Annotated in this window: 28 protein-coding genes, 1 tRNA gene and 1 pseudogene; 9 read left to right on the top strand and 21 right to left on the bottom strand. The window is 62.7% G+C overall.

The features are described from left to right. Positions 1-7: 7 nt before the first annotated feature. From AC3WL2_RS02220 to AC3WL2_RS02200, 5 genes and pseudogenes are all read left to right on the top strand, one after another. Positions 8-1,276 (top strand): annotated as a pseudogene (locus AC3WL2_RS02220) (methyl-accepting chemotaxis protein); the annotation flags it as partial. Positions 1,277-1,378: 102 nt separating this feature from the next. Next, positions 1,379-2,134, top strand: a complete 756-nt coding sequence (locus AC3WL2_RS02215; RefSeq protein ID WP_371918339.1) for a methyl-accepting chemotaxis protein — start codon at positions 1,379-1,381, stop codon at positions 2,132-2,134. 292 nt (positions 2,135-2,426) lie between these two features. Continuing rightward, complete coding sequence (locus AC3WL2_RS02210) at positions 2,427-2,684, top strand: hypothetical protein (RefSeq protein ID WP_146022577.1); 258 nt, start codon at positions 2,427-2,429, stop codon at positions 2,682-2,684. Between the two features lie 7 nt (positions 2,685-2,691). Then, complete coding sequence (locus AC3WL2_RS02205; protein WP_102681681.1) at positions 2,692-4,245, top strand: amino acid permease; 1,554 nt, start codon at positions 2,692-2,694, stop codon at positions 4,243-4,245. A 53-nt stretch (positions 4,246-4,298) separates the two neighbouring features. Then, positions 4,299-5,585: an NAD(P)/FAD-dependent oxidoreductase gene (locus AC3WL2_RS02200; protein ID WP_102681680.1), complete on the top strand. Its 1,287-nt coding sequence runs from the start codon at positions 4,299-4,301 to the stop codon at positions 5,583-5,585. 72 nt (positions 5,586-5,657) lie between these two features. Here the strand turns inward: AC3WL2_RS02200 and AC3WL2_RS02195 are convergent. The 18 genes from AC3WL2_RS02195 to AC3WL2_RS02110 all read right to left on the bottom strand — a co-directional run bounded on the left by AC3WL2_RS02195 (position 5,658) and on the right by AC3WL2_RS02110 (position 19,238). Beyond that, a tRNA-Lys gene (locus AC3WL2_RS02195) sits at positions 5,658-5,733 on the bottom strand. A 61-nt stretch (positions 5,734-5,794) separates the two neighbouring features. Continuing rightward, positions 5,795-6,469: a 7-cyano-7-deazaguanine synthase QueC gene (gene queC, locus AC3WL2_RS02190; RefSeq protein WP_050704481.1), complete on the bottom strand. Its 675-nt coding sequence runs from the start codon at positions 6,467-6,469 to the stop codon at positions 5,795-5,797. Between the two features lie 10 nt (positions 6,470-6,479). Then, positions 6,480-7,127 (bottom strand): 7-carboxy-7-deazaguanine synthase QueE, encoded by a 648-nt coding sequence (queE, locus tag AC3WL2_RS02185; protein WP_102681731.1) that lies wholly within the window; start codon positions 7,125-7,127, stop codon positions 6,480-6,482. 160 nt (positions 7,128-7,287) lie between these two features. Further along, positions 7,288-8,097 (bottom strand): tol-pal system protein YbgF, encoded by an 810-nt coding sequence (ybgF, locus tag AC3WL2_RS02180; RefSeq protein ID WP_102681679.1) that lies wholly within the window; start codon positions 8,095-8,097, stop codon positions 7,288-7,290. 6 nt (positions 8,098-8,103) lie between these two features. Further along, positions 8,104-8,601, bottom strand: coding sequence for a peptidoglycan-associated lipoprotein Pal (gene pal, locus AC3WL2_RS02175; RefSeq protein ID WP_008090230.1), 498 nt, complete (start codon positions 8,599-8,601; stop codon positions 8,104-8,106). A gap of 54 nt (positions 8,602-8,655) precedes the next feature. Beyond that, on the bottom strand, positions 8,656-9,906 hold the full coding sequence (tolB, locus tag AC3WL2_RS02170; RefSeq protein ID WP_046856761.1) for a Tol-Pal system beta propeller repeat protein TolB: 1,251 nt from the start codon (positions 9,904-9,906) through the stop codon (positions 8,656-8,658). Positions 9,907-9,953: 47 nt separating this feature from the next. After that, positions 9,954-11,030, bottom strand: a complete 1,077-nt coding sequence (gene tolA, locus AC3WL2_RS02165; RefSeq protein ID WP_046856762.1) for a cell envelope integrity protein TolA — start codon at positions 11,028-11,030, stop codon at positions 9,954-9,956. Next, entirely contained in the window at positions 11,030-11,482 is a 453-nt protein-coding gene (gene tolR, locus AC3WL2_RS02160; RefSeq protein ID WP_023628694.1) for a protein TolR, read from the bottom strand. The genes tolA and tolR overlap by 1 nt, the downstream gene beginning before the upstream one ends. A gap of 14 nt (positions 11,483-11,496) precedes the next feature. Further along, the gene (gene tolQ / locus AC3WL2_RS02155; RefSeq protein WP_023628695.1) at positions 11,497-12,192 is read right to left on the bottom strand and encodes a protein TolQ; all 696 of its coding nucleotides are present in this window, start codon (positions 12,190-12,192) and stop codon (positions 11,497-11,499) included. A gap of 2 nt (positions 12,193-12,194) precedes the next feature. Continuing rightward, entirely contained in the window at positions 12,195-12,647 is a 453-nt protein-coding gene (gene ybgC / locus AC3WL2_RS02150) for a tol-pal system-associated acyl-CoA thioesterase (RefSeq protein WP_102681678.1), read from the bottom strand. A gap of 125 nt (positions 12,648-12,772) precedes the next feature. After that, the gene (gene ruvB / locus AC3WL2_RS02145; protein WP_102681677.1) at positions 12,773-13,819 is read right to left on the bottom strand and encodes a Holliday junction branch migration DNA helicase RuvB; all 1,047 of its coding nucleotides are present in this window, start codon (positions 13,817-13,819) and stop codon (positions 12,773-12,775) included. Next, entirely contained in the window at positions 13,816-14,433 is a 618-nt protein-coding gene (gene ruvA, locus AC3WL2_RS02140) for a Holliday junction branch migration protein RuvA (protein ID WP_102681676.1), read from the bottom strand. Before ruvA ends, ruvB begins: the two co-directional genes overlap by 4 nt. 108 nt (positions 14,434-14,541) lie before the next feature. Beyond that, positions 14,542-15,066 (bottom strand): crossover junction endodeoxyribonuclease RuvC, encoded by a 525-nt coding sequence (gene ruvC, locus AC3WL2_RS02135; RefSeq protein WP_023628699.1) that lies wholly within the window; start codon positions 15,064-15,066, stop codon positions 14,542-14,544. Between the two features lie 133 nt (positions 15,067-15,199). After that, positions 15,200-15,952 (bottom strand): YebC/PmpR family DNA-binding transcriptional regulator, encoded by a 753-nt coding sequence (locus AC3WL2_RS02130; protein WP_023628700.1) that lies wholly within the window; start codon positions 15,950-15,952, stop codon positions 15,200-15,202. Positions 15,953-16,062: 110 nt separating this feature from the next. Next, positions 16,063-17,838 carry an aspartate--tRNA ligase gene (aspS, locus tag AC3WL2_RS02125; RefSeq protein WP_046856765.1) on the bottom strand — a complete coding sequence of 592 codons (1,776 nt, stop codon included), beginning with the start codon at positions 17,836-17,838 and terminating at the stop codon, positions 16,063-16,065. A 94-nt stretch (positions 17,839-17,932) separates the two neighbouring features. Then, positions 17,933-18,154, bottom strand: coding sequence for an FmdB family zinc ribbon protein (locus tag AC3WL2_RS02120; RefSeq protein WP_046856766.1), 222 nt, complete (start codon positions 18,152-18,154; stop codon positions 17,933-17,935). Between the two features lie 88 nt (positions 18,155-18,242). Beyond that, a complete protein-coding gene (locus AC3WL2_RS02115; protein ID WP_102681730.1) occupies positions 18,243-18,569 on the bottom strand; it encodes a ribbon-helix-helix domain-containing protein in 327 nt (108 codons plus the stop codon). A gap of 195 nt (positions 18,570-18,764) precedes the next feature. Further along, on the bottom strand, positions 18,765-19,238 hold the full coding sequence (locus tag AC3WL2_RS02110; protein WP_028690591.1) for a Dps family protein: 474 nt from the start codon (positions 19,236-19,238) through the stop codon (positions 18,765-18,767). 280 nt (positions 19,239-19,518) lie between these two features. On the opposite strand from AC3WL2_RS02110, the gene AC3WL2_RS02105 reads away from it, so the two are divergent. Next, on the top strand, positions 19,519-20,112 hold the full coding sequence (locus AC3WL2_RS02105; protein ID WP_023628702.1) for a cold-shock protein: 594 nt from the start codon (positions 19,519-19,521) through the stop codon (positions 20,110-20,112). A gap of 19 nt (positions 20,113-20,131) precedes the next feature. Here the strand turns inward: AC3WL2_RS02105 and AC3WL2_RS02100 are convergent, their stop codons facing one another. Continuing rightward, positions 20,132-20,344 (bottom strand): SlyX family protein, encoded by a 213-nt coding sequence (locus AC3WL2_RS02100; RefSeq protein WP_250888398.1) that lies wholly within the window; start codon positions 20,342-20,344, stop codon positions 20,132-20,134. Between the two features lie 2 nt (positions 20,345-20,346). Continuing rightward, positions 20,347-20,766, bottom strand: a complete 420-nt coding sequence (locus AC3WL2_RS02095; protein ID WP_102681675.1) for an HIT family protein — start codon at positions 20,764-20,766, stop codon at positions 20,347-20,349. Between the two features lie 762 nt (positions 20,767-21,528). Here AC3WL2_RS02095 and AC3WL2_RS02090 point away from each other — a divergent pair. The 3 genes from AC3WL2_RS02090 to AC3WL2_RS02080 all read left to right on the top strand — a co-directional run bounded on the left by AC3WL2_RS02090 (position 21,529) and on the right by AC3WL2_RS02080 (position 25,692). Then, positions 21,529-22,845, top strand: coding sequence for an OprD family porin (locus tag AC3WL2_RS02090; RefSeq protein WP_102681674.1), 1,317 nt, complete (start codon positions 21,529-21,531; stop codon positions 22,843-22,845). Between the two features lie 156 nt (positions 22,846-23,001). Beyond that, positions 23,002-24,717 (top strand): proline--tRNA ligase, encoded by a 1,716-nt coding sequence (locus AC3WL2_RS02085; protein ID WP_046856771.1) that lies wholly within the window; start codon positions 23,002-23,004, stop codon positions 24,715-24,717. 21 nt (positions 24,718-24,738) lie between these two features. Beyond that, entirely contained in the window at positions 24,739-25,692 is a 954-nt protein-coding gene (locus AC3WL2_RS02080) for a hypothetical protein (protein WP_102681673.1), read from the top strand. Between the two features lie 34 nt (positions 25,693-25,726). Here AC3WL2_RS02080 and dinB read toward each other — a convergent pair whose 3' ends face one another. Continuing rightward, entirely contained in the window at positions 25,727-26,785 is a 1,059-nt protein-coding gene (dinB, locus tag AC3WL2_RS02075) for a DNA polymerase IV (RefSeq protein ID WP_173862404.1), read from the bottom strand. Between the last annotated feature and the right edge of the window lie 210 nt (positions 26,786-26,995).

The following is a 26,995-nucleotide window of genomic DNA, read 5'->3' as shown; positions in this document are numbered from 1 at the left end:
AAAGCCCATGTCGCAGCGCCGTCTCTCCATCCAGTGGAAGATCACCCTGCTCGCCGGCCTGTGCCTGCTGGCCATCGTCGCCCTGCTGGTGGCCACCTCGCTCACCCAGGCGCGGCGCAGTGCCGAGCAGGTATTCCAGGCCAACACCGAACTGCTCGACCACAGTGCCCGCCTGCGCCTGCAGGCCCACGGCGAAACCCAGGCCTTGCGCATCCAGCGCTACTTCATGGACGCCTACCAGTACGGCAACGGTTTCGCCCGCCTGGTGCAGGCGCTCAAGGCCCGTGGCAGCGCCGACCTGCGCGGTGAGCTCAGCCGAGAAGCCCGCGCCGCACTGGCCGGCAATACCGACCTGATCGGCCTGTACCTGGTGTTCCAACCCAACGCCCTGGACCAGCAGGACGCGCGCTTCGTCGGCCAGGCCGACAACGGCAGCAACGACAGCGGGCGTTTTTCGCTGTACTGGTCGCAGCCCGGCACTGGCAACCTCGAAGCGGAGGCCATGCCCGAGTCGATGCTCGCCGATACCAGCATCGGCGCCAACGGTTCGCCCTACAACCGCTGGCTGACCTGCCCGCTGGAAACCGCCAAGGCGTGCGTGCTAGACCCGTATTTCGACGAGGTCAACGGTCATCAGGTACTGATGACCAGCATTGCCCTGCCGCTGCAGGAAAACGGCAAGGTGGTGGGCGTGGTCGGCCTGGACATCGGCCTGGACAACCTGCAGCAATTGAGCCTGGCCGGCCGCCAGGAGCTGTTCGACGGCCAGGGCCAGGTCAGCATCGTCAGCCCTGCGGGCCTGCTCGCCGGCCACAGTCAGGATGCCGGCCAGTTGAGCAAGACCGTGCAGCAGGCCTTCGGTGCCAGCGCGGCGGCCCTGGCCGCACCACTGCGCGCCGGCCAGGCCGTCGAGCGCCTGGACCAAGGCACCATGCGTATTTCCCGACCCTTTGCGCCAATTCCCGGGGCGGCACCGTGGCAGGTGCTGCTCGAACTGCCCGAGCAGGTACTGCAAGCCCCCGCCGTCACCCTCAACCAGCGCCTGGACAGCCAGAACCAGCAGGCCAACCTCGTCAGCCTGCTGGTCGGCCTGGGCGCCGCCGTGCTGGGGCTGCTGCTGGTGTGGCTGACCGCCCGCGGCGTGACCCGGCCAATCCTGGCCGTGGCCGCCCGCCTGGAGGACATCGCCAGCGGTGAAGGCGACCTGACGCGGCGCCTGGACTACGCCCGCGACGACGAACTGGGCCAGCTCACCGGCTGGTTCAACCGCTTCCTCGACAAGCTGCAACCGGTGATCGCCCAGCTCAAGGGTTCGCTGCAGGAAGCCCGCGGCACTGCCGACCAGTCGGCGCTGATTGCCCGCCAGACCAGCGACGGCATGCAGCAACAGCACCGCGAAATCGAACAGGTGGCCACGGCGGCAAACGAAATGAGCGCCACTGCCCATGACGTTGCCCACAACGCCGCACAGGCCGCCCAGGCCGCACGCGGTGCCGACCAGGCAACCCGCGATGGCCTGGCGCGGGTGGGCGCCACCCGCGAAGCGATCGCCCAGCTTGCCGGCGGCATGGATGCGGCCATGGATGAAGCCCGCGCCCTGGAAAGCCGTGGCGAACAGATCGGCTCGGTACTTGAAGTGATCCGCGCCATCGCCGAGCAGACCAACCTGCTGGCCCTCAACGCCGCCATCGAGGCGGCCCGCGCCGGCGAAGCCGGGCGAGGCTTTGCGGTGGTCGCCGACGAAGTACGCAACCTGGCGCAGCGCACCCAGGTGTCGGTCGAGGAGATCCGCCAGGTAATCGAAGGTTTGCAGCAAGGCACCCAGGACGTGGTCGAGGCAATGCAGGCCGGCCAGCGCCAGGCCCAGGACAGTGCCGCGCAGATGGAACAGACCTTGCCAGCGCTGCAGCGTATCGGCGAGGCGGTGACGGTGATCACCGACATGAATCTGCAGATCGCCTCGGCCGCCGAGGAACAGAGCGCAGTGGCCGAAGAGGTGAACCGCAACGTGGCGGGCATCCGCGACGTGACCGAGTCGCTTTCGGGGCAGGCCGACGAATCGGCGCAGATCAGCCAGGCGTTGAACCGGCTGGCCAACCAGCAGCAGGCACTGATGGCGCAGTTCCGGGTTTGAATCCGCCCCCCCGGATGAAACAGCAACAGCGGACTGCCAGCAGCCGCACGGTCCGCCGTGACAGAGGCTGACAGCTCACGACAACGCTGCCCCTCCATCAATCCCTCCGCTTGAAGGGATATGACCCTCCGAAACCGATATCTGGCCACGCCAGGTATCGGTTTTTTGTTGCATCAATGATGAATAAATTTCCGCCATATTGTTTCGTACATTTCATGACAGTTACAAAACGACCATTTCACACTTCACAATGACGTTGACGCATATCAGTAAATATGGGTAATCCAGATGAATGCGTGCAAATTTCAACTTTGCCACCCGATCAAAACGACGAAACCAAGCATTCCAAAATGGAATGATATGGCAACTAATTGTCGTTTGTTGCGAACACCTTTCAACGCCAATACTGATTTCAATCAATGCAATCGCCACCGCCGCAGCACTGGAGAAGCTGCTGGCCGACCGGCGCCCCATCCGCGCCCGTCACCTGCAACTGGAAGTGGTCAGTTCACAACAAAAACAACAACTCACCCGAATGCAGATCCAATAGGTTGCCTATGACCCATTCGAACAACAACGGAAGTTTGACTGCCGCAGCCCCACCTTCCGGACACCTCAAGCGCACCCTCACCAGCCGTCACCTGAACATGATCGCCATCGGCGGCTCCATCGGCACCGGCCTGTTCGTCTCCTCCGGCGCCACCATTGCCCAGTCTGGCCCCGGCGGCGCACTGCTGGCCTTCGCGGTGATTGGCCTGATGGTCTACTTCCTGATGACCAGCCTCGGCGAAATGGCCGCGTGCATGCCGGTCAGCGGCTCGTTCTCCACCTATGCCTCGCGCTACGTCGAAGAAAGCTTCGGCTTCGCCCTGGGCTGGAACTACTGGTACTCCTGGGCAGTGACCATCGCCGTGGACCTGGTGGCCGTACAGATCATCATGCTCTACTGGTTCCCGGACACCCCCGGGGTGATCTGGAGCGCGGCCTTCCTGGTACTGCTGTTCGCCCTCAATGTCGCCTCGGTGCGCTTCTTCGGCGAGGCGGAGTTCTGGTTCGCCCTGATCAAGGTCATCACCATCATCATCTTCATCGCCGTGGGTGTGCTGATGCTGCTGGGCATCCTCGAAGGCGGCCAGGAAGGTGGCGCCCACCTCTGGCAGATCGGCGACGCGCCCATTGCCGGCGGCCTGCCGGCGCTGATCGGCGTGGCGATGATCGTCGGTTTCTCGTTCCAGGGCACCGAGTTCGTGGGCATCGCCGCTGGCGAAACGGCAAACCCGGGACGCAACATTCCCAAGGCCGTGCGCCAGATCTTCTGGCGCATCCTGCTGTTCTACGTACTCACCATTGTCGTGATCGGCCTGCTGATCCCCTACACCGACCCGCGCCTGCTCAAGGACGGCCTGTCGGACGTCACCATCAGTCCGTTCACCCTGATCTTCACCAAGGCTGACATGCTCGCCGCCGCCGCCGTGATGAACGCGGTGATCCTGACCTCGGTGCTGTCCGCCGGCAACTCGGGCATGTATGCCTCGTCGCGCATGCTCTACAGCCTGGCGCTGGAGCGCAAGGCGCCGGCCATCTTCGCCCGGGTGACCCGCAGTGGCACGCCGGTCTGGGCGCTGCTGGCCACCGCCGCGGTCGCGGGCCTGTGCCTGCTGAGCTTCCTGTTCAGCCCCGGCAAGCTCTACCTGTGGCTGCTGAACACCTCCGGCATGCTCGGTTTCATCGCCTGGCTGGGCATCGCCATCAGCCATTACCGCTTCCGCCGCGGCTACCTGCTCAATGGCAATGACCTGGCGAAACTGCCGTATGTGTCGAAATACTTCCCGTTCGGCCCGCTGTTCGCCTTCGGCCTGTGCATGGTGGTCATGCTCGGGCAGAACTACCAGGCGTTCATCGGCGGGCAGATCGACTGGGTCGGTGCCTTCGCCACCTACGTCGGCCTGGTGCTGTTCGTGGTGGTCTGGTTCGGCCACAAGCTGGTCACAGGCTCCAAGGTGGTGCGCTACAGGGAAATGGACTTCTCCAGTATCGAGATTCGCAAAGCCGAACGCAGCAAGGCAGAGCCCACAGGCGATGCGCTCGCGGCCAGCCAGCAACCCGCCTGAACTCTCCATTGGCGGACCCGCCCCGGTCCGCCCACCACTGCTCCGGGCCCCTGATGAACAGCACCTTCGACTCCTACTACGAAGCCACCGCCAGCAGAACCTTCTACCCTGCCCAGAGCGGGCGCACCGATACCCGCGTCTGCATCCTCGGTGGTGGCCTGGCCGGCCTGTCGACTGCGATAGGGCTTGCCGAGCGCGGGGTGAGCGATGTGACACTCCTCGAGTCGCAACGCGTCGGCCATGGCGCCTCGGGACGCAACGGCGGCTTCGTCTTCGGCGGCTACAGCCTCGGCAACGCCGATCTGCTGGCGGCGTTGGGCGCCAACGAGGCACGCAAGCTGTATCGATTGACACTCGACGCCGTCGAGCTGATCCGCGAACGCGCCCGCAAATACACCATCGATTGCGACCTGGTCGACCAGGGTGTGATCCTCGCCAACTGGTTCAACGACCCGTCGCGCCTTGAGAAACCGCGCCAGCTGATGAAGCAGGCTTATGGCGTCGACTGGGAATACATCGCGCCCGGCGAGCTGAAGGAACAGCTCAGGACCGAGCGCTATTACGGCGGGTTGCTGGAGCGCAACGCATTCCACTTCCACCCGCTCAAGTATGTCTGCGGCATCGCCCAGGCAGCCGCACAGGCCGGGGTGACGATCTACGAACAATCGCCGGTGACCAGTATCGAGAAGAAGGCTGGTGGCTACATCGTGCGCACCGGCCAGGGCGAAGTCCATGCCGAGCAGGTGGTGTTCAGCGCAGGGGGCTATGCCCGCGGCGTCTACGCCCCGATCGAACGCGCCGTGCTGCCGATCGCCACCTACGTGGTGACCACTGCGCCACTGGGCGCACGCCTGCAGGACGCCATCGACTGCCAGTCGGCCATCTACGATACACGCTTCGCCTTCGATTATTACCGCCCGCTGAAAGACAGCCGGATCCTTTGGGGCGGACGCATCTCCATTCTCGACCGCGGGCCACAGGCCATCGCCAGGCTGCTCAAGGCCGACCTGGCGAGCGTCTATCCGCAACTCGAGGACGTGGAGCTGGAGTACTCCTGGGGCGGCCTGATGAGCTACGGACGCCACCAGATGGCGCAGATCGGCCAGGACGACAACGGCATCTGGCACGCGGTCGGCTTCGGCGGCCACGGCATGGCCCCGACCACGGTCGCTGGCGAAGTCCTGGCGGACGCCATCGCCCACCGCCTGCCGGTCCCGAGCGGTTTCAGTCAATTCGGCCTCGACCGCACCTTCGGCCTGGCCGGCCTGGTGGCCGCGCAGGCCACCTACACCGCCTACCAGGCACGTGATGCGTTCGATGCACGGCGCCTGAACCGTTGACAGTGGGTCAGGCCACTTTTTCGACAGGCATGAAAAAGCCCGCCATGAAGGCGGGCTTTTTCGTACTGCATATGGTGGGTCGTGTAGGATTCGAACCTACGACCAATTGGTTAAAAGCCAACTGCTCTACCAACTGAGCTAACGACCCGTTGGATGGCGCGTATATTACTGATTTCTCAGAAGAATTCAACACCCCATCGCAATTTTTTTTAAAAGTACCGAGTGGGGTCCTCTACACCGGCCGCCTTGAAGCCGTCGGCGCGCAGGCGGCAGCTGTCGCATTTGCCGCAGGCACGCCCGTCGTCGTCGGCCTGGTAGCAAGAAACGGTCAGGCTGTAGTCCACGCCACGGGCGATGCCCGCCTGGACAATCTGCGCCTTGCTCAGGTTCTGCAGCGGCGCCTGGATGCGGAAGCCCTGCCCTTCCACGCCGGCCTTGGTAGCCAGGTTGGCCATACGCTCGAAGGCCTCGACGAATTCCGGGCGGCAGTCAGGGTAGCCGGAGTAATCCACGGCGTTGACACCAATGAAGATGTCACGGGCTTCGAGCACCTCCGCCCAGCCCAGGGCCAGGGACAGGAACACGGTGTTGCGAGCCGGCACGTAGGTGACCGGAATCCCCTCGCTCGGCGCCTCGGGCACATCGATGCTGCTGTCGGTCAGGGCCGAGCCACCGATGCCATCGAGATTCAGGCCGATCACCTTGTGCTCGACCACGCCCAGGTCACGGGCTACCCGCGCCGCGGCGTTGAGCTCGGCGCGATGGCGCTGGCCGTAGTCGAAGCTCATGGTGTAGCACTGGTAGCCGTCGGCCTTGGCCATGGCTACCACGGTGGCCGAATCCAGGCCACCGGACAGCAGGATTACCGCGCGTTTGTCAGTCATGTCTTTCTCCTCAACGTCCGGGTTCGTCGTTCCACAGCAGCTTGTGCAGCTGCAGCTGGAAGCGTACGGGCAGGTTGTCGGCGACGATCCAGTCGGCCAGATCGGTGGCGCTCACCTGATGGTGGCTGGGCGAAAACAGCACTTCACCGGCGCGCCCGGCCAGGTTGTACTGGATCAGCTTGGAAACCGCCCAATCGTAGTCCTCGCGGGAACAGATGACGAACTTGACCTGGTCGTTGCCGGTCAGCAGCTCGATATTCTCGTAGCGATTGCGGTGAGACTCCTCGGAGCCTGGGGTCTTGAGGTCGACCACGCGGCTGACCCGGGTGTCGACGCCACTGATATCGAGAGCGCCACTGGTTTCCAGCGACACGTCGTAACCGGCGTCGCACAGGCGCTGCAACAAAGGCAGCGCGTTGGGCTGGGCCAGTGGCTCGCCACCGGTCACGCAGACGTAACGCGGCTTGAAGCCGGCCACCTGCTCAACAATGGAGTCAAGGGTGCGGACAGTGCCGCCACTGAAGGCATAGGCACTGTCGCAGTACTGGCAGCGCAGGGGGCAACCGGTCAGGCGCACGAAAACCGTGGGCAGCCCGGCCGTCCGCGTTTCACCCTGCAACGAGTAAAACACTTCGGTGATGCGTAATGTGTCTTGCATGATCGCCACGGGCGTGACAGCTAAACAGGCTGTCCGCCTCCGTCAGGCACTGTCGCGGACTCGACAAAGCGTTATCCGCGGCAGCGTGTTTACGAAAAAAGGGCCGTGATTCTAACGAAAAAACCCGCGACAAGCGCGGGTTTCTTCTTCAACGGGTCGTTCAGAGCTTTTGCAGGTCGCGTTGCGCCAGTTGCGCGGCGGAAGTACCGGGGTACTGGGTGATGACCTGCTGCAGGATACCCTTGACCTTGTCGGTGTGGCCCATGCGGCGCTCGACATCGGCCAGCTTGTACAGCGAATCCGGCACCTTGCTGTGTTTCGGGTACTTCTGACCGACCTCGGCGAACGCCTGGCTGGCACCTTGCAGGTCGCCCTTGGCCAGGTTGACCTCGCCGAGCCAGTACTGGGCATTGCCGGCGTACTGGCTGTTGGGGTACTTGCGCAGGAAGGCGTTGAAGGCCTGGCTGGCCTTGTCGAAGTCCTTCTGCTTGATCAGGTCGAAAGCGGCGTCGTAATACAGCTTCTCTTTCGCCGGATCGCCCGGCTCGCTGCTCGCGGCCGGTGGCTGCGCGGCATTGGCGCCGGCGGCCACACCCGTGGCTGCGCTGTTCGCGCCACCGGTGGAAGAATTGTCTGGAGTCGCGGCAGGCGCGGCACCGCTGCTGATGCGGCGGTCGAGATCCTGGTAGCGCTCGAGGTTTTCCTGCTTCATGCGCGACACATCGTTCTGCAGCTCTTCGATGATGCCTTGCTGGCGGGAAATCTGGTCCTGCATCTGCTGCAGCTGCATGAACAGCTGGCCATTTGCAGAAGCAGGGGCCGAAGCCCCTGCTCCGGCATAGGCGCCGCTCGTGCCATAACCCGCAGGTGGATAGCCACCCGCGTTGTCATCTACTACGGGAACCGCAGCCCACGCCGAAAGGGGCAGGCTGAGTGCGAGGACGGTTACAGCACGACGGCACATACGCATAGGAACTTACTTACGCAGTTCTACGCGACGGTTCTGGGCCCAGGACTGCTCGTCGTTGCCGGTGGCAACTGGACGCTCTTCGCCGTAGGAAACCAGTTCCAGCTGAGCAGGGGAAACGCCCTGCAGAACCAGGTAGCGCTGAACGGCCTTGGCACGACGCTCACCCAGAGCCATGTTGTACTCGCGGGTGCCGCGCTCGTCGGTGTTGCCTTCCAGGACAACGCGGTTGCCGTTGGACTTCAGGTCCTTGGCGTGAACGTCCAGAGCGCGCATGGCTTCTGGCTTCAGGTCCGAGCTGTCGTATTCGAAGTAGAAGGTGGTGATTGCGCGCAGGGCGGCTTCTTCGCTCAGGGAGCCGTCGACAGCGCCAGTGTTGGCACCGTAGCCAGCGTTCGGATCAACAGCGCCTTCACCAGCGTTGTCGCCGCCTTTCGAGGAGCAACCTACAGCTACAGCCATGGCCAGAGCCAGCGCAGCGAATTTACCAAACTTCAGCATTTCCATCGTGAAACTCCTAATGAAACCCCAGTGTGTTAAGCAAAACGTGTTACGCCGCAATCAGTTCAGGTAAGGGGACCAGGACGGTTCTCTGACTTCGCCTTGAGCGGTAGGAAGTGGGAGCCTCACGCGGCCGTTAAGCGACACGAGCATCAAGACTCCCCGGCCCTGCTGGCGGGTGGCGTAGATTAGCATGGTGCCGTTTGGCGCAACAGTGGGAGACTCATCAAGACTGGTCTCGGAGAGAATCTTTACACTTCCACGTTGCAGGTCCTGCGCGGCCACCTTGAAGTTGGTGAAACCTTGCTGGCGATGGATCATCACCAGGGTCTTTTCGTCCGCCGACAATTTCGGGTTGGCGTTGTAGTTACCCACGAACGTCACGCGCTCGGCACCACCGCCACCAACCGACTGTTTGTAGATCTGCGGCTTGCCGCCACGGTCGGAGGTGAAGTACAGGGTGTTGCCATCCTTGCCCCAGAACGGCTCGGTATTGATGCCTGGGCCTGCGGTGACACGGGTGATCTGGCGCGAAGCCACGTTCATCACATAGATGTCCGGGTTGCCGTCCTTCGACAGCACGAATGCCAGGCGCGAGCCGTCAGGCGACCAGGCAGGCGCACCGTTCAGGCCTTCGAAGTTGGTGATCTGCTCGCGGCGACCGGTGTCGATGTGCTGGATGAAGATGCGCGGGCGCTTCTGCTCGAACGAGACATAGGCGATACGCTTGCCATCGGGTGCGAAGCGCGGCGACAGGATCGGCTCACGCGACTGCAGCAGGGTTACTGCACGGGCACCGTCGTAGTCCGAACGCTGCAGGGTGTAACGGGTGTTGTTGGTGGAGAAACGCTCGGCGGTCACGTACAGCATGCGCGTGGAAAACGCACCCTTGATACCGGTGAGCTTTTCGAACGACTGGTCGGCAATGTAGTGCGACATGTCGCGCAGCTGGTCGACGCCGCCGGCCACGCTGCCGGTCAGCACCTGCTGCTCGGTGGCGACGTTGAACAGGGCGTACTGCACCTGCAGGCGACCACCGGCCGGCACGATGCTGCCGACCATGACGTACTGGGCGCCCAGCGCTTTCCAGTCGCGGAAGATCACTTCGCTGGCCTGGCTTGGCTGGCTGATCATGTTCTGCCGCGGGATCGGCGCGTAGTAGCCGGAGTTGCGCAGGTCGTTGCCGATGATATCGGCCATGTCTTCCGGCAGCACGCTGCCGCCCTGGACACCGAACGGCACTACCGCAATGGGAGTTGCCCGGTCGCTACCGCTGGTGACCAGGATGTTCTTTTCCTCTGCCATCGCCATGCCTGCCACGCAGCAGAGCAAGACCAGGAGTCCTCTCAGACGTTTAATCACAACGCTAGATCCTCAGGTGTAAATGTCATCTTGAATGAACGATACGGATTGAACTCGTTCGGCTTCAAGCCCTGCATTTCGGTCAACCGACCAATGTTCTTCACCGCGGCCACGGCCGAGCTGTCGAACGGACCGTCGCCACTGGACTTGGCCACACTCACATTGGTGAGGGTGCCGTCCGGCAGCATGTTGATCTGCAGAACTACCGTCATGCCCTTGCGCGCGGATGGCGGACGCGCCCAACCTTCGGCCGCGCGCATGCGGATCAGGTCGTCGAAGTCGCCGGCCACCTGGTCACCCTGCTCGTCGGCCAGCGCCTGCTGCCGTTCGGTGGTGTCGGACAACAGCTCGGCAAGTGCCTGGGCCTTCTTGTCTTCCGCCGCCTTGCGGGCCGCTTCCTGTGCCTTTTTCTTCTGGGCGTCTGCAGCGGCCTTTTTCTTGGCCTCTTCAGCTGCCTTCTTCTTCGCGTCCTCGGCTGCCGCTTTCTTCTTGGCGTCCTCGGCTGCTTTTTTCTTCGCGTCTTCGGCGGCTTTCTTCTTCGCCTCTTCCGCGGCCTGTTTCTTGGCTTCTTCCTCGGCCTTCTTCTTGGCTTCGTCCTCAGCCTTCTTCTTGGCGATATCGGCCTGTTGCTTCTCGGCGGCCTTTTTCGCTTCCTCGGCTTTCTTGGCCTCGGCGGCTTTCTTCTGCTCGGCGGCCTTGGCAGCGTCTTCGGCTTTCTTCGCCTCGGCGGCTTCGCGAGCCTCCTCGGCCTTTTGAGCGGCGTCAGCTTTCTTTTGTTCCGCGGCCTTCACGGCCTCCTGCTCGACCTTCTTCTGCTCCAGCTGTTCGACCTCGGTCTGGCGCGAAGCGGTCTTCTTGGCCTCCCCGGCAATCTTCTGATTGGTCTGGGTGGTCGCCTGGCTCTTGGACTTGAGCTGATACAGCGTGGCCTGGACGATAGGCTTGGAGGGCGGCAGCTCGGGCGTCATGGCGAAGCTGACGAACAGCATGCCGAACACCAGCACGTGCAGCGCAATGGCCCAGACACTGGGCCAGAAGTAGCTTTCCGAGGCGGATGGCTCTCGCTGTTGCATCAGGGCGCCTCGGTAATCAGGCCAACGTTACCGACACCGGCCTTCTGCAACCCGCCCATGGCGCCCATCACCGCACCGTAGTCGACAGCCTTGTCGCCACGGATGAAGACCTGGGTCTGCTTGCCCTGGTCACGACCGGCGGCGATGATCTTGGTCACCGCGCTGGTCATTTCCGGCAAGGTCATGGCCTTGTCCATCTGTTTGTCGGTGTCGACTTCGCTGCCGAGGTTCCAGTAGTAGGTCTTGTCGGCCTTGATCGAGATGGTCAGGACCTGGACGTTGTTGTCCTGCGGCAGGGCTTCGCTGGAAACCTTGGGCAGGTCCACCTTCACGCCCTGGTTGAGCATCGGGGCGGTCACCATGAAGATAACCAGTAGCACCAGCATCACGTCGATGTAGGGCACCACGTTCATCTCGGCGACCGGCTTGCGTTTGTGGCGAACTCGGGCCATGGGTTTCTACCTGATCACTCTTCGCTGGTGTGTACTTTGCGGTGCAGGATCGCCTGGAACTCGTCGGCGAACGTATAGTAGCGCCCGATCAGCACTTCACTGCGCGCGGCAAAACGGTTGTAGGCGATCACAGCCGGGATCGCGGCGAACAGGCCGATCGCAGTGGCGATCAGGGCTTCGGCAATGCCCGGGGCCACGGTGGCCAGGGTCGCCTGCTGGGCGCTGGCCAGGCCGCGGAAAGAGTTCATGATGCCCCATACGGTACCGAACAGACCGATGTACGGGCTGGTGGAACCGACGGTGGCCAGGAACGGCAGGCTCTGCTCGAGCTTTTCTTCCTCGCGGGAGATGGCCACGCGCATGGCACGCCCTACCCCTTCCATGACCGCGTCCGGGTCGACACCTGGTTGCTGGCGCAGGCGCGAGAATTCCTTGAAGCCGGCACGGAAGACCTGCTCGACACCCGAGTCCGGGTCTGGGTTGCTGCCCGCCTGGCGGTACAACTTGGACAGGTCGATGCCCGACCAGAAGCGCTCTTCGAAAGCGTCCAGCGCACGACGACCGGCGCGCAGCATGGTGCTGCGCTGGAAGATCATGATCCAAGAGGTCACCGAGGCTGCCACGAGGGTCAGCATTACCAGCTGAACCACGACACTGGCATTGGCGACCAGGCTCCACATGGAGGTATGGTCGACGACGTTTGCTTCCACGCTTATTCTCCTGCGTTCGATTGAGTACCCGTGCCGTCCGCCAGGAAGGCGTCGCGCAGTTCTGGGGGAATGGCCCGGGGTTTGAAAGTGTCGGCGCGCACGGCGGCCAACAGGAACTGCCCCTCGCAGAGCAGCACTTCATCCTTTGCTCGCCACACCTGCTGCACGAAGCGCAGGCTGGCACGATTCAATTCAAGTACTTGCGCGGTTACCCGCAACTCGTCGTCCAGACGGGCCGGCGCGTGGTAGCGCGCCTCGCTGGAATGGACCACGAACAACAAATTGTCCTGCGCCAGCTGGGCCTGGGAGAACCCCAGGTGACGCAGCCGCTCGGTGCGCGCGCGCTCCATGAATTTGAGGTAGTTGACGTAATACACCACGCCACCGGCGTCGGTATCCTCGTAATAGACGCGACAGCGGTGTGCGAACGGTTCCAGCCCATTTTGCGCGCGCATACTCTAGTGCTTACTCCTGTGCTTGCCAATCCGCTGCGGCAACTGTTTTTGCATCGATAATGTCGTATTGCCAGCGAGCCCAGGGCATGCCAGCGGTAGGACCACGAAAATGCCGATTCGATCTGTCATTCGTCGTCTTGCGCCGCATATTCCCCACCCTCGCAGAAACGCCCGGGAATGTTCAGGCCGAAATGCAGGTAGGCGTGCCGGGTGACCACGCGCCCACGGGGGGTACGCATGATATAGCCCTGCTGGATGAGATAGGGCTCGAGCACGTCCTCGATGGTGTGGCGCTCCTCGCCGATCGCCGCGGCAATATTGTCGAGCCCCACCGGGCCACCGTCGAACTTCTCGATCATGGTCAGCAGCAGACGCCGGTCGGAGTGATCGAAGCCACGCTCGTCGACATCCAGCAGGTTCAGCGCCATGTCCGCGACCGCCTTGGTGATCTCACCCTTGCCGCGCACTTCGGCAAAGTCGCGCACCCGCCGCAGCAGGCGATTGGCGATCCGTGGCGTGCCACGAGCCCGGCGGGCGATCTCGAATGCGCCCTTGTCGTCCATGGGCAAGCCAAGGATGCCGGCCGAACGGCTGACGATGGTCGCCAGGTCCCTGTCGCTGTAGAACTCCAGGCGCTGGACGATACCGAAGCGATCACGCAGCGGGTTGGTCAGCATGCCGGCACGCGTGGTGGCGCCGACCAGGGTGAACGGCGGCAGGTCGAGCTTGATCGAGCGCGCGGCCGGGCCCTCGCCGATCATGATGTCCAGCTGAAAATCTTCCATCGCCGGATAGAGCACTTCCTCGACCACCGGCGACAAGCGGTGGATCTCGTCGATGAACAGCACGTCGTGCGGCTCGAGATTGGTCAGCATCGCCGCCAGATCGCCGGGCCGCTCGAGAATCGGGCCGGAGGTGCTCTTCACCGACACGCCCATCTCGTGGGCGATGATGTTGGCCAACGTGGTCTTGCCCAAGCCCGGCGGACCAAAGATCAGGGTGTGGTCGAGTGACTCGCTGCGCCCGCGCGCGGCCTGGATGAACAGCGACATCTGCTCGCGCACCACCGGCTGGCCGATGTATTCCTCCAGACTCAGCGGGCGGATCGCACGATCCTGGACCTCTTCGCGGTCGCGTCCGGAGGCGGCGATCAGGCGGTCGGTCTCGATCACTTGGTAATCATCCCTTTGAGGCTGCGACGGATCAGTTCCTCACTGCTGAGGTTGGCCTTGCCCTCGATGGCGGCAATCGCCTTGCTGGCCTCTTGCGGCTTGTAGCCCAGCGACACCAGGGCGCTGACCGCGTCGGCCTCGGCATTGGAGGCACTGGCCACCGGCACCGGGCCATCGGACACCAGGGTGAACATGGCGGGCGAGGTTTCCCAGGCCTTGAAGCGATCCTTGAGCTCGACCAGCAGGCGCTCGGCGGTCTTCTTGCCAACACCGGGCACGCGCACCAACGCCGAGGCATCCTGGGCCTGGACGCAGCGCACCAGTTCGTCGGCCTCGAGCCCCGACATCAGCGCCAGCGCCAGTTTCGGGCCAACGCCATTGAGGCGGATCAGCTCGCGGAACAGCTCGCGTTCGCGCTTTTCGAAGAAGCCGTACAACAGATGGGCGTCTTCACGCACCACCAGATGGGTGTGCAGGGTGACGGTCTCGCCCAGCTTGGGCAGACGGTACAGCGTGGTCATCGGCACTTCGAGCTCATAGCCCAGGCCGTTGATGTCGACAATCAGGTGCGGCGGCTGTTTTTCCGCCAGGGTGCCACGCAAACGTCCAATCACGTTCCGATCCTTCCTCTGGGGTGCCGGTCGAAAACCGGTCCACCCTATCAGCAAATGCGCCGGGAAAGTGCTTCACCCGGACAAAATGTGTATCACCGCATGAAGCGGTTACAGACGCAAGCGTCCGCCACGACGCCGAGCCGTCGCCAACCCGTGGGGGATGAGGCTGGAGCGGGTATGGGCATGGCACAGGGCGATGGCCAGGGCGTCGGAGGCATCGATCTGCGGTTTCTGGGTCAGCTTGAGCAGGTGCATGACCATCATCATCACCTGCTCCTTGTTGGCGCCGCCGGTACCGGCCACGGCCTGCTTGACCTGGCTGGCGGTGTATTCGGCGATCTCCAGGCCGGCCTCGGCGGCGGCGACGATGGCCGCCCCCCGGGCCTGGCCAAGCTTGAGCGCCGAATCGGCGTTGCGCGCCATGAACACCCGCTCGATGCCCATGGTCACCGGCTCATGTTGGCGGATGATCTCGCTGACACCGCGAAAGACGATCTGCAGACGCTCGTGCAGCTCACCGCCGCCAGTGCGTATACAGCCCGACGCCACGTACTCGCAGCCACGGGCAGTCTGGCGGACCACGCCAAAACCGGTGATGCGCGAGCCGGGGTCGATACCAAGAATGAGAGTCATAGCGCCTACAAAGGTGTGCGAATTTGCCGGCCTTATCGCGGGACAAGCCCGCTCCCACAAAGGCTACACCGCAATCTGGCGCAGGCCTTGTGGGAGCGGGCTTGCCCCGCGCTACAGCCGATAGCCGAAACGATCAGCCCAGCGTTTCCATGATCTCATCGGAGATCTGTGCGTTGGAGTAGACGTTCTGCACGTCATCCAGGTCCTCGAGCATGTCGATCAGCTTGAGCACCTTCTCCGCACCGTCCTGGTCCAGCTCGGCGCTGGTGGTCGGCTGCATCACGATCTCGGCGTCAGACGCCTTGAAGCCGGCCTCTTCCAGGGCATTGCGCACGGCATAGAAGCTGTTGAACGAGGTAAACACGTCAAAGGAGCCGTCGTCGTTGACCACCACATCGTCGGCATCGGCCTCCATCGCGGCTTCCATCAGCGCATCCTCGTCCACGTTCAGCTCGGCGGCGAAGCTGATCTGCCCCTTGCGCTCGAACAGGTAGGCCACCGAACCGTCGGTACCGAGGTTGCCGCCGCACTTGGTGAAGGCATGCCGCACGGCCGCGGCAGTACGGTTACGGTTGTCGGTCATGGCTTCGACCATGATCGCCACGCCGCCCGGGCCGTAACCCTCGTAGCTGAGCTCTTCGACGTTGTCGCTTTCGTTGGTGCCGGCACCGCGGGCCACGGCGCGATCGATGATGTCGCGGCTCATGTTGGCACCCAGGGCCTTGTCCAGCGCCAGGCGCAGGCGCGGGTTGGACGCCGGATCACCACCACCTTGCTTGGCAGCGACGGTCAGTTCGCGGATCCACTTGGTGAAGATCTTGCCTCTCTTGGCATCCTGGCGTTCTTTGCGGTGCTTGATGTTCGCCCACTTGGAATGACCGGCCATAACGACTCCAAATCCTTGAAACAGAAACAGGTTCCGCCCCGAAGGGCGGAACGTGAAGAATCCTGCGCCTCAAGCGCGGGGGCACCCCGTTACCGGGGCGCCCCGATCGATCACTCGACCTTGGTCTGCTCGCGCAGACGGATGTGCAGCTCACGCAAGGCCTTGGCGTCGACCATGCCCGGGGCCTGGGTCATGACGCACGCGGCGCTCTGGGTTTTCGGGAAGGCGATCACTTCACGGATCGACTGCGCGCCGGTCATCAGCATGACCAGGCGGTCCAGGCCGAAGGCCAGGCCACCGTGAGGCGGTGCGCCGAACTTCAGGGCGTCGAGCAGGAAGCCGAACTTCTCTTCCTGCTCCGCCGCCTCGATACCCAGCAGGCGGAACACCGCCTGTTGCATTTCCTTGCGGTGGATACGGATCGAACCGCCACCCAGCTCGGTGCCGTTGAGCACCATGTCGTAGGCACGCGACAGCGCGGTGGCCGGATTGGCCTCCAGCTCCTCGGGGGTGCACTTCGGCGCGGTGAACGGGTGGTGCAGCGCGGTGAAGCTGCCGTCTTCGTTCTCTTCGAACATCGGGAAGTCGACGACCCACATCGGTGCCCACTGGCAGGTCAGCAGCTCGAAGTCATGACCCAGGCGGATACGCAGCGCGCCCAGGGCTTCGCTGACGATCTTGGCCTTGTCGGCGCCGAAGAACACGATGTCGCCATCGACCGCGCCAACGCGGTCGAGGATGGTGTTGAGGTTGGCCTCGGGGATGTTCTTGACGATCGGCGACTGCAGCCCCTCGACACCCTTGGCGCGCTCGTTGACCTTGATGTAGGCCAGGCCCTTGGCACCGTAGATGCCGACGAACTTGGTGTACTCGTCGATCTTGCTGCGCGGCATGCTGGCGCCGCCCGGCAGACGCAGGGCAGTGACGCGGCACTTCGGATCGTTGGCGGGGCCGGCGAAGACCTTGAAGTCGACATCCTTGAGCTGGTCGGCAACGTCGATCAGTTCCAGCGGGATACGCAGGTCCGGCTTGTCGGAGCCGTAGCGGCGCATGGCCTCTTCGTAGGTCATGTGCGGGAAGTCACCGAACTCCAGGTCCAGGACTTCCTTGAACAGCTTGCGGATCATGCTCTCGGTGAGGCCCATGATCTCGGACTCGTCGAGGAAGCTGGTCTCGATGTCGATCTGGGTGAATTCCGGCTGGCGGTCGGCACGCAGGTCTTCGTCGCGGAAGCACTTGGCGATCTGGTAGTAGCGGTCGAAGCCAGCGACCATCAGCAACTGCTTGAACAGCTGTGGCGACTGCGGCAAGGCAAAGAAGCTGCCAGCGTGGGTACGGCTCGGTACCAGGTAGTCACGGGCACCTTCCGGCGTGGCACGGGTGAGAATCGGCGTCTCGACGTCGAGGAAACCGTTCTCGTCGAGGAAGCGACGGATGCTGCTGGTGATGCGCGAACGCAGGCGCAGCTTGTCGGCCATCTCCGGGCGACGCAGATCGATGAAGCGGTAGCGCAGGCGGGTTTCCTCGCCCACGTCGGAGTATTCGTTCAGCGGGAACGGCGGCGTTTCGGCCTCGTTGAGCACGGTCAGCTGGTAACCGAGGATCTCGATGGCGCCGGAGGCCATGTTGGCGTTCACTGCGCCATCCGGACGCTTGCGTACCTTGCCGGTGATCTGCACGACGTATTCGCTGCGCACACGGTCGGCGGCGGCGAAGGTTTCGGCGCGATCCGGATCGAACACCACCTGGGCCATGCCTTCGCGGTCACGGATGTCGAGGAAAATCACCCCGCCGTGGTCGCGGCGACGATGGACCCAGCCGCAAAGGGTGACTTCCTGGCCGTCCAGGGACTCGTTCAGTTGGCCGCAATAATGGCTGCGCATCATGGTCGTGGTTTCGCTTCTCGTGATTCGTATGTTCGGTGGAGGTCTTGGCCGCCCAAGGGGCTAATACTGCAAGACCTGGTCGGTGCAATTCAACTCAGTCGGCCTTGTCGCCGCCTGCCAGATTCTTTTTCGCCCCGGTCTTGAAGTCGGTCTCGTACCAGCCGTTGCCGCTCAGGCGGAAGCCGGGGACCGACAGCTGCTTCTTCAATGCCGGCGCCTGGCATGCCGGGCAATCGGTCAGCGGCGCGGCACTGATCTTCTGCAACACCTCCATGCGGTGTTCGCAGGATGCACATTGATAGTCGTAAAGGGGCATGGCGTCTCTCGTCAACCACATCGCACGCTGCCCAAGGCAGCAAAAAGCGGGATTATATATGGTTAAGGAGTGCTGTGCAGCCCGGCGATCAGTGTACGTCCCGCGCTTCCTGCAACCAGGTGACGCAGATCACCCGGACCAGCCCGCTGAAATTCCTCACCCCGCCATGGCGCAGGTGCACCTCGCGGTCCACATAGGACAGCACCGCGCTCACCGAGCAGCGGTTGGCCTGGGCGATGCGCTCCAGGATGCGCCAATAAACTACCTCCAGACGCAGGCAGGTGGCGAAACCGTTGAGCCGTACCGAGCGTGATACAGGCCCCGCCTGCGCCATGTCGAAGTCCCGCCTGAAAGGATCGATCCGCGGGCTGCCCGCGCCCTGCCTGTGCCTCGCATTGCCGTCGATACCACACATCGGATTGTCCACCGCACCGCTCCATCATCTCGAAACCACACCCCGCCCGCCCTGCGAACGGATCCATGTGTTTCATGAAGCGCCACCCGGTCATGCCGATAGCAGCGGCAAAGCCTTCCCCGCAAACGTGCAGGCCCGACACCGGGGAAGGCATCGGGCCTGGCTTGGCTGGATCAAACGACGGTCAAGCGGCAATCAGTTCCCGTCGAGCAAGACGCGCAGCATCCATGCTGTTTTTTCGTGCACCTGCATGCGTTGGGTCAGCAAGTCGGCAGTCGGCTCGTCGCTGACCTTGTCCACCACCGGGAAGATGCTGCGAGCGGTGCGCACAACGGCTTCCTGCCCCTGAACCAGCTGGCGAATCATCTCTTCGGCAGGCGGCACGCCCTCCTCTTCCTTGATCGAGGAGTGGCGGGCATAAAAGGCATAGGAACCCGGCGCCGGGAAGCCCAGGGCACGGATGCGCTCGGCAATCGAGTCGACCGCCAGGGCCAGTTCGTTGTATTGCTCCTCGAACATCAGGTGCAGGGTGCGGAACGACGGACCGGTGACGTTCCAATGGAAGTTATGGGTTTTCAGATACAGCACATAGGTATCCGACAACAGGCGGGACAACCCATCGACGATGGACTTGCGATCTTCTTCACTGATACCGATATCGATTGCCATGAAGCTCCCCTTTCCATAAGGCTTGATCATCAAGCGGGCAGCAACCACTCTAACAAGAGTTGCCCGCCGGCGCATGCGGCACAAGGCTGCATGGACAGCCGTCGGCGCCAATCGGTTTGAGAAGCCCCCGTCTTTGCTGTTAAATAGGCAGTGTGCCACCCGTGCGGATTGTCAGTGCCGGGTGCATAGGCTGGCCCGTCACGTTTTCGCGCCTACAGTTCACGCGCACCGTGCGACCAGCTCATCCTGTGATCGGCCTTATCAACGTGAGCCAAACCCAATGTTCAAGATCGTCCATCTGGTGACGGGCGTGGCGGCTTTGCTGCTATCGCTCATACCCACCTTGAAAACTGACGCAACACCCTTCCTGCAGCAACCCGAGGCTGTCTACCTGGCGCTGCTCGGCCTGCTCAACCTGGTGATTGCCCCCGTACTGCCGCAGTACTACAAAGGCATGCGCCAACAGCTGCAACACGCCACCAGTATCCTGCTGGTCGTGGCCGTGGTCCTGCAGACCCTCACCCTGCTGGCCCGCCCGGAGCTTGGCAACCTGCCAGCACTGGCCTGCGCCTTCCTCGCCAGCGTGCTGCACCTGGTGGCAGGCTTCGTTCGCGGCACGCGAAAGGCCCGCGCCAGCCAGGGCAATCCCACGGAGGCCGGCCAGCGCGATACCGGTACCGTGAAGTGGTTCAACACCTCCAAGGGCTTCGGATTCATCTCCCGCGACTCCGGTGACGATATCTTCGTGCACTTTCGCGCCATCCGCGGCGAAGGCCACCGGGTGCTGGTCGAAGGCCAGCGCGTGGAGTTCTCGGTGATGCACCGCGACAAAGGCCTGCAGGCTGAAGACGTGGTCGCCGTCGCGCGCCGCTGACCCTTTGCCGCCGCCGTGCTCAATAGTGAGGCGGCGGCGCTTCCTCTTCCCCGCCGCCCTGCTGGCCGGCCACCTCTTCGTAGCGTTTGATCAGCTCCGCCATCTGCAATTGCAGGCGTTCGATCACTCGACTCTGCTCGACAATCACATCATTTAGCGCTTGCAAGCTGTCATCCTGAAACGCCTGGCGGGTCTCCAGCTCGATCATGCGCATTTCCAGTTCCTGCGACATCCTCAAGCCTCCTTGAAGCTCTCACCCAGCAGCGCACGCACTTGCTGGCGAATACCATCGAGCTGCTCCTGGGTGTAGCCGATGGCCGCCACCTTGCCCCAGACCGGGGCGGGCCAGGCGGCATCACCACGCTGACGCACGATCACATGCATGTGCAGCTGGCTGACCACATTGCCCAGGGCCGCGACGTTCATCTTGTCGGCGGCAAAGGCATCCTTCAACGCCTCGGCCAGGGCGCTCGTCTCGACCCACAACTGCTGCTGGTCCGCTTCCTCGAGCTCGAACACTTCAGTGATATCGGCGCGACGCGGCACCAGGATGAACCACGGGTAGTTGGCATCCTTGCTCAGCAGCAGGCGGCACAGTGGCAGGTCGCCCAGTACCAGGGAATCCTCCTGCAGACGCGAATCGAGGGTGAACACGGCAAACCTCCTTACTAGCGATACAGCCCTTCCAACCGGCCGGGCACAGGGGCGCAAGGATACTCTGCTTCGGCATTTGCCACACCCGGCGACGTCGATTCGAGCCATTTGTAGCACGCGAATGACAACATCGACGCCCCGCTTCGGTAACACAGCGCTACTTTTCGCACCAAAATGATGCCGCTCGTCAGACCTCCACCACACATCCGTCACATAAAACAGCCAGGATAAACAATCGTCGGTAACACCTTGACTTGGAAGGCAGCTTCACGCGCACACGCAAGAGTTCACCGTGAACCGCCGCCAAACCGGTCGCACCCCGTGTTTTCGGCGGTTTTGTGGCGGTCGGCAGGGCCTTTGTGAAAATTTCATCAAAGGTTCGTGATTTTGAGCATGCTTGTTGCATTCGTTACTCGCCAAGTCGGCACACTCCCTGCATTGCAGGGTGAATGCGACAAATAACAACAGCGGCATCGGATAAACCAGGGAGTTTTACAAGCCGTACTTTGTATTTATACAAACATGACGGTTTCGAGACAGCGCTGGCGTTGTACGCCTCTATAAAACGGGCGTGATTTGCGACATGGAGACAACTGACAGCGACATGGCCATAAAGTTACCGAAAGGTTGTTTCTACCCATATCGCCAAGAATAGTCCGCGTGATATACATTTTCGCCGACATAACAAGAAAGAGCCGGCCCTATAACTAAAACACTTGGGTGCGGCGGTACTCTTCCTAAAAACCAAAGGAGCAAATCACGATGCGCGTGATGAAGTGGAGCATGATCGCCCTGGCCGTAGCGGCAGGGACTTCGCAGATGGCTGTCGCCTCTTCGCAGGATGAATCCAAGGGCTTCGTCGAAGACAGCAAGCTCAGCGTCAAGACCCGGATGCTGTATTTCAGCCGTGACTTCCGTAATGCCCCCGCCGGCGACCAGAGCCGCGTAGAAGAAACAGGCCTGGGCTTCCACGGCACCTTCGAATCCGGCTTTACCCAAGGCACCGTCGGCGTCGGCGTCGACGCTATCGGCCTGTTGGGCGTCAAGGTCGACAGCGGCAAGGGCCGTGCCGGCACCGGCCTGTTCCCCACCGGCTCTGACGGCCGTTCGCAAGACGATTACTCCAAGGGTTACGGCGCGGTCAAATTCCGTATTTCCGACACTGTCCTGAAATACGGCGGCCAATACACCGCCATGCCGGTCTTTGCCACCGACGACAGCCGCCTGCTGCCTGAAGTTGCCGAAGGTTTCCTGCTGACCAGCAAGGAAATCAAGGGCCTGGAGCTGAACGCCGGTCACTTCACCCGTCTCGATGCTCAGGCGGCAAGCTACAAGGACAGCATCGGCGGCCTCAACGATGCGCGCGAGAAGCGCCCGGGCCTGACCGAAGCAAACGTCTTCGGTGGCACCTACGCGATTACCGACAGCCTGAGTACCACCCTCTACTATTCGCGCGTCGAGGATCACTTCCGCAAGTGGTACGGCAACGTCAACTGGGCATTGCCGATCAGCGACAAGCAAGGCCTGGTGTTCGACTTCAACATCTATGACACCAAGTCCATTGGTGAAAACCGCACCGGCGCCTTCGTGACGAAATCGGATGGCACCAACGAGCTCGACAACATCGCCGCCAGCCTCTCGGCCGCTTACAACATCGGCGCCCACACCTTCACCCTGGCCTACCAGAAAGTCAGCGGCGACGGTGACTACGCCTATGGCGTCGACGGTGGCGGCACCGTGTTCCTGGCCAACTCCATCGCCCGTTCCGACTTCAACGCCGAAGACGAGAAATCCTGGCAGGCCCGTTACGACCTGAACTTCGCCGAGTATGGCATCCCAGGTCTGACCTTCATGACCCGTTACGCTCGTGGTACCGGTGCCACCACCCGCACCACCGACAACGGCAAGGAATGGGAACGCGACATCGACGTTAAGTACGTCCTGCAAAGCGGCCCGGCCAAGGACCTGAGCCTGCGCGTGCGTCAAGCTACCTACCGCTCCGCGGACGGCGTGTACTACGGCTCCAACTCCATCGACGAACTGCGCCTGATCGTCGAGTACCCGCTGAGCATCCTGTAAACCCAGGTTTGCGACGCCCAAAGATGAAGAAGCCCGGCGATCGCCGGGCTTTTTCTTGGCTGACAGAACCGCGCCAGTGCTGCATTCTGTACGCTTTCGTTTCGCCCCCGTACAATGCGGGGTCATTTCACATTCAGGCAATCGACACGGCTCACCATGCGCACCAGTCAATATTTGCTCGCCACCCAGAAAGAAACCCCGGCCGATGCAGTGGTCATCAGCCACCAGCTCATGCTGCGTGCCGGCATGATCCGCAAGCTGGCCTCCGGCCTGTACACTTGGCTGCCGATGGGCCTGCGGGTGATGCGCAAGGTCGAAGCCGTGGTGCGCGAGGAAATGACCGCCGCCGGCGCCCTCGAGGTGCTGATGCCGAGCATCCAGCCGGCTGAACTGTGGCAGGAATCCGGCCGCTGGGAGCAGTACGGCCCTGAGCTGCTGCGCCTGAAAGACCGCCACCAGCGCGAATTCTGCGTCGGCCCGACCCACGAAGAGGTCATCACCGACCTGGCGCGCAACGAGCTGTCCAGCTACAAGCAGCTGCCGCTGAACATGTTCCAGATCCAGACCAAGTTCCGCGACGAGATCCGCCCGCGCTTCGGCCTGATGCGCGGCCGCGAGTTCATCATGAAGGACGCCTACTCCTTCCATGCCGACCAGGCTTCGCTGCAGGAAACCTACGACCGCATGCACCTGGCGTACTCCAACATCTTCACCCGCCTGGGCCTGGACTTCCGTCCAGTGCAGGCCGACACCGGCTCGATCGGTGGTAGCTATTCCCACGAATTCCACGTGCTCGCCTCCTCCGGCGAAGACGACGTGATCTTCAGCGACAGCTCCGATTACGCCGCCAACATCGAGAAGGCCGAGGCCATTCCGCGCGAAACCGTGCGTCCGGCGCCGACCGAAGAGCTGCGCCTGGTCGATACCCCGGACGCCAAGACCATCGCGCAACTGGTGGAAAACTTCGGCCTGGCGATCGAGAAGACCGTCAAGACCCTGATCGTGCATGGCGCCGAGGAAGGCAAGCTGGTCGCGCTGATCGTGCGCGGCGACCACGAGCTCAACGAAATCAAGGCCACCAAGCTGGAGCAGGTCGCCGACCCGCTGGTGATGGCCACCGACGCCGAACTGCGTGCCGCCATCGGTGCCGGCGCAGGCTCCCTCGGCCCGCTGAATCTGCCGCTGGAGTGCATCATCGATCGCTCGGTCGCCCTGATGAGCGACTTCGGCATCGGTGCCAACATCGACGACAAGCACTACTTCGGCGTGAACTGGGAACGCGACCTGCCGGTTCCGCAGGTCGCCGACCTGCGCAACGTGGTCGAGGGCGACCCGAGCCCGGACGGCCAGGGTACCCTGGTCATCAAGCGCGGCATCGAAGTCGGCCACATCTTCCAGCTCGGCACCAAGTACAGCGAAGCGCTCAAGTGCCAGGTGCTGGGTGAGAACGGCAAGCCTGTAGTCCTGTCGATGGGCTGCTACGGTATCGGCGTGTCCCGCGTGGTCGCCGCCGCCATCGAGCAGAACCACGACGACAAGGGCATCATCTGGAACGATGCCCTGGCCCCGTTCCAGATCGCCCTGGTGCCGCTGCGCTACGAAACCGATGTGGTCCGTGAAGCTACCGACAAGCTGTACGCCGAACTGACCGCCGCCGGTTTCGAAGTCCTGCTGGACGACCGCGACAAGAAGACCAGCCCCGGCATCAAGTTCGCCGACATGGAGCTGATCGGCATCCCCCACCGCATCGTCGTCAGCGACCGCGGCCTGGCCGATGGCAACCTGGAATACAAGCACCGCACCGAGTCGGAGGCCCAGGCACTGCCGCTCAATGAAGTGCTGACCTTCCTGCAGGCCCGCATCCGCCGCTGATAACCCGTTACGCGAGTGATCATGTCCAAGCGAAGTACCTACACCCTGGGGGGTGCCGCACTGTGCGGCGCCCTGTTCCTCGGCGGCTGCGCCAACCAGATGTCCCAGCGCAGCGACCATGAGGAGCGCGTCGAGCGCAAACTGCTCGAGCACAGTCTGCAGATCGATGTCGGCGAGCCGAAGGTGATGGAGCTTCCGCAGCGACGCGTGCGCATTCATGAGCTCAAGCGTTTCGAGGTCACCGAGTTCGAAGTGACCCGCCGCTACGACCGCTACACCCCCTACCAACCCTGGCGGGAGATCTACGAGATCCCGCTGGGCGCGGTGGCCGTGGTGGCAGGCATCGGCGCCAATGTGGCCAATGTGTTCGCCTTGGGCAACCTGCCGGACAGCATCACCCACGACTGGCTGAGCTACGGCGTGGCGGGCGTCAACCCGTTCATGAACGTACCGTCCAACGGCCGTGCCCAGCAGAACCTGGCGGGCATCGACGAGGTCGAGAAAGGCAAGCGCGAAGAGTCCATCAGCCTGCCGTGGAACGAGCGTCTGGTCGAGGTCAAGGCTGGCAAGATGACTCACGAGCTGACCACCGACAAGCATGGCGTACTGCGCCTGAACCTGCTCGACAGCCCGTTCTCCGAGCAGAACCTCAACCATATCGGCACCCTGCACCTGCAGGTGGTGGATGAGGAAAACCAGGTACGAGGCGATGCCAGCTTGCTGGTCAGCGGCAATTTGCGCGGCAAGTTGCTCGAGGCCCACGAGCTCATTTTCGATGACCTCGAGGACGACGATGTCGGCCAGTGGGTACATCGGGTCAAGCGCCTGTCGGAACTGGGCCTTGAAGAAGAAGCCAGCGAACTCGAACAGAGCCTGATCGAACTGACACGCAACGACCCGGAGCTGCAGCAGGAGTTTCTGCAGGCACTGACCAAGGCCACCGGGCGACTGGTTGCCGATCCGGGCGTGCAGTAAAACGAAAGGGGCCGCTTATGCGGCCCCTTCTTCTTTATGAGTCCCGAAACAACTCCAACTGCTCAAGCGCCCCACGCAGATCCCTAAGCCTCACCCCTACCCCCAGCAACCGCACCGGCTTGCCACCTCGGGCAAACGCCTGGCTAAGCAACTGCCGGTAGCTCTCCAGGTCTCGCCCCGCCCCCGCCTGCTCCAGCGTGGTCTGGCTGAAGTCATGGAACTTGACCTTGACGAACGGCTTGTCGGGGCGATAGCTGCTATCCATGCGCGCAATCCGCTCATTCAGACTGGCGAGCAGGTCAGGCAGCTTCTCCAGGCAACTGCTCAGGTCGGGCAAGTCCTGGTCGTAGGTGTTCTCGACGCTTACCGACTGCCGCCGACTGTCGTTGTGCACCGCACGCTCGTCGATCCCTCGCGCCAGCCCCCACAAGCGCTCGCCGAAGCTGCCAAACTCGCGCACCAGCGCCAGCCTCGACCAGTCGCGCAATGACAGGCAAGTATCGATCCCCAATCGCGAAAGCTTATCCGCCGTCACCTTGCCCACGCCATGCAAGCGGGCAACCGGCAAAGCCGCGACGAATTCCTCCACTTGGTCCGGGGTAATGACGAACAAGCCATTGGGCTTGCGCCAATCGCTGGCGATCTTGGCCAGGAACTTGTTCGGCGCCACGCCTGCGGACACCGTGATATGCAGTTGCTGGGCGACCCGACGACGAATGTCCTCGGCAATCCGCGTGGCGCTGCCGGCGAACCATTGGCTGTCACTGACATCCAGGTAAGCCTCGTCCAGCGACAGCGGTTCGATCAGCTCGGTGTAGTCCCGGAAGATCGCGTGAATCTCGCGGGATGCCTCACGGTAAGCCTCGAAACGCGGCTTGACGATCTCCAGGTCGGGGCACAGCTTCATGGCATGCCCCGATGCCATCGCCGAACGCACGCCATAGGCGCGCGCCTCGTAGTTACAGGTGGCGATCACGCCGCGCTGACCTGGCTGCCCCCCCACCGCCATGGGGCGACCGACCAGGCGTGGGTCATCGCGCATCTCGATGGCGGCGTAGAAGCAGTCACAATCAATGTGGATGATCTTGCGCAAGGACATGGATGACAGCCACTACTGTAAATTCATACAGATATTACCGTATGGCCAACGGACGAGACAGCCCGGACCGGACAATCGGCCTGCAAGCCCCGTCGCCACTGAGCTGCGGCGCGATCTGGCACGCTAAGGGTTTGAACGAAAAAGGTTTTTCTTGAGGAAATGCTTGACAGGCAAGGGAAAATCCGTAGAATTCGATCTCACAGG

Source organism: Pseudomonas sp. FW305-96 (assembly GCF_058783825.1).
Note: the sequence above shows the minus strand (reverse complement) of the source record. Positions and strands in the feature narration are given on the sequence as shown.

Bases quoted from the DNA above. Each gene is read 5' to 3' on its own strand.
- queE (WP_102681731.1), bottom strand. From the start codon at position 7,127: ATGCAAGACACATTACGCATCACCGAAGTGTTTTACTCGTTGCAGGGT.
- tolB (WP_046856761.1), bottom strand. From the start codon at position 9,906: ATGGCGATGGCAGAGGAAAAGAACATCCTGGTCACCAGCGGTAGCGAC.
- AC3WL2_RS02115 (WP_102681730.1), bottom strand. From the start codon at position 18,569: ATGTGTGGTATCGACGGCAATGCGAGGCACAGGCAGGGCGCGGGCAGC.
- AC3WL2_RS02105 (WP_023628702.1), top strand. From the start codon at position 19,519: ATGTTCAAGATCGTCCATCTGGTGACGGGCGTGGCGGCTTTGCTGCTA.
- AC3WL2_RS02210 (WP_146022577.1), top strand. From the start codon at position 2,427: ATGCGTGCAAATTTCAACTTTGCCACCCGATCAAAACGACGAAACCAA.
- ybgC (WP_102681678.1), bottom strand. From the start codon at position 12,647: ATGCGCGCGCAAAATGGGCTGGAACCGTTCGCACACCGCTGTCGCGTC.
- AC3WL2_RS02130 (WP_023628700.1), bottom strand. From the start codon at position 15,952: ATGGCCGGTCATTCCAAGTGGGCGAACATCAAGCACCGCAAAGAACGC.
- AC3WL2_RS02085 (WP_046856771.1), top strand. From the start codon at position 23,002: ATGCGCACCAGTCAATATTTGCTCGCCACCCAGAAAGAAACCCCGGCC.
- AC3WL2_RS02205 (WP_102681681.1), top strand. From the start codon at position 2,692: ATGACCCATTCGAACAACAACGGAAGTTTGACTGCCGCAGCCCCACCT.
- aspS (WP_046856765.1), bottom strand. From the start codon at position 17,838: ATGATGCGCAGCCATTATTGCGGCCAACTGAACGAGTCCCTGGACGGC.
- AC3WL2_RS02080 (WP_102681673.1), top strand. From the start codon at position 24,739: ATGTCCAAGCGAAGTACCTACACCCTGGGGGGTGCCGCACTGTGCGGC.
- AC3WL2_RS02215 (WP_371918339.1), top strand. From the start codon at position 1,379: ATGCAGCAACAGCACCGCGAAATCGAACAGGTGGCCACGGCGGCAAAC.
- AC3WL2_RS02100 (WP_250888398.1), bottom strand. From the start codon at position 20,344: ATGTCGCAGGAACTGGAAATGCGCATGATCGAGCTGGAGACCCGCCAG.
- AC3WL2_RS02090 (WP_102681674.1), top strand. From the start codon at position 21,529: ATGCGCGTGATGAAGTGGAGCATGATCGCCCTGGCCGTAGCGGCAGGG.
- ybgF (WP_102681679.1), bottom strand. From the start codon at position 8,097: ATGCGTATGTGCCGTCGTGCTGTAACCGTCCTCGCACTCAGCCTGCCC.
- ruvC (WP_023628699.1), bottom strand. From the start codon at position 15,066: ATGACTCTCATTCTTGGTATCGACCCCGGCTCGCGCATCACCGGTTTT.
- pal (WP_008090230.1), bottom strand. From the start codon at position 8,601: ATGGAAATGCTGAAGTTTGGTAAATTCGCTGCGCTGGCTCTGGCCATG.
- AC3WL2_RS02200 (WP_102681680.1), top strand. From the start codon at position 4,299: ATGAACAGCACCTTCGACTCCTACTACGAAGCCACCGCCAGCAGAACC.
- tolA (WP_046856762.1), bottom strand. From the start codon at position 11,030: ATGCAACAGCGAGAGCCATCCGCCTCGGAAAGCTACTTCTGGCCCAGT.
- AC3WL2_RS02110 (WP_028690591.1), bottom strand. From the start codon at position 19,238: ATGGCAATCGATATCGGTATCAGTGAAGAAGATCGCAAGTCCATCGTC.
- tolR (WP_023628694.1), bottom strand. From the start codon at position 11,482: ATGGCCCGAGTTCGCCACAAACGCAAGCCGGTCGCCGAGATGAACGTG.
- AC3WL2_RS02120 (WP_046856766.1), bottom strand. From the start codon at position 18,154: ATGCCCCTTTACGACTATCAATGTGCATCCTGCGAACACCGCATGGAG.
- queC (WP_050704481.1), bottom strand. From the start codon at position 6,469: ATGACTGACAAACGCGCGGTAATCCTGCTGTCCGGTGGCCTGGATTCG.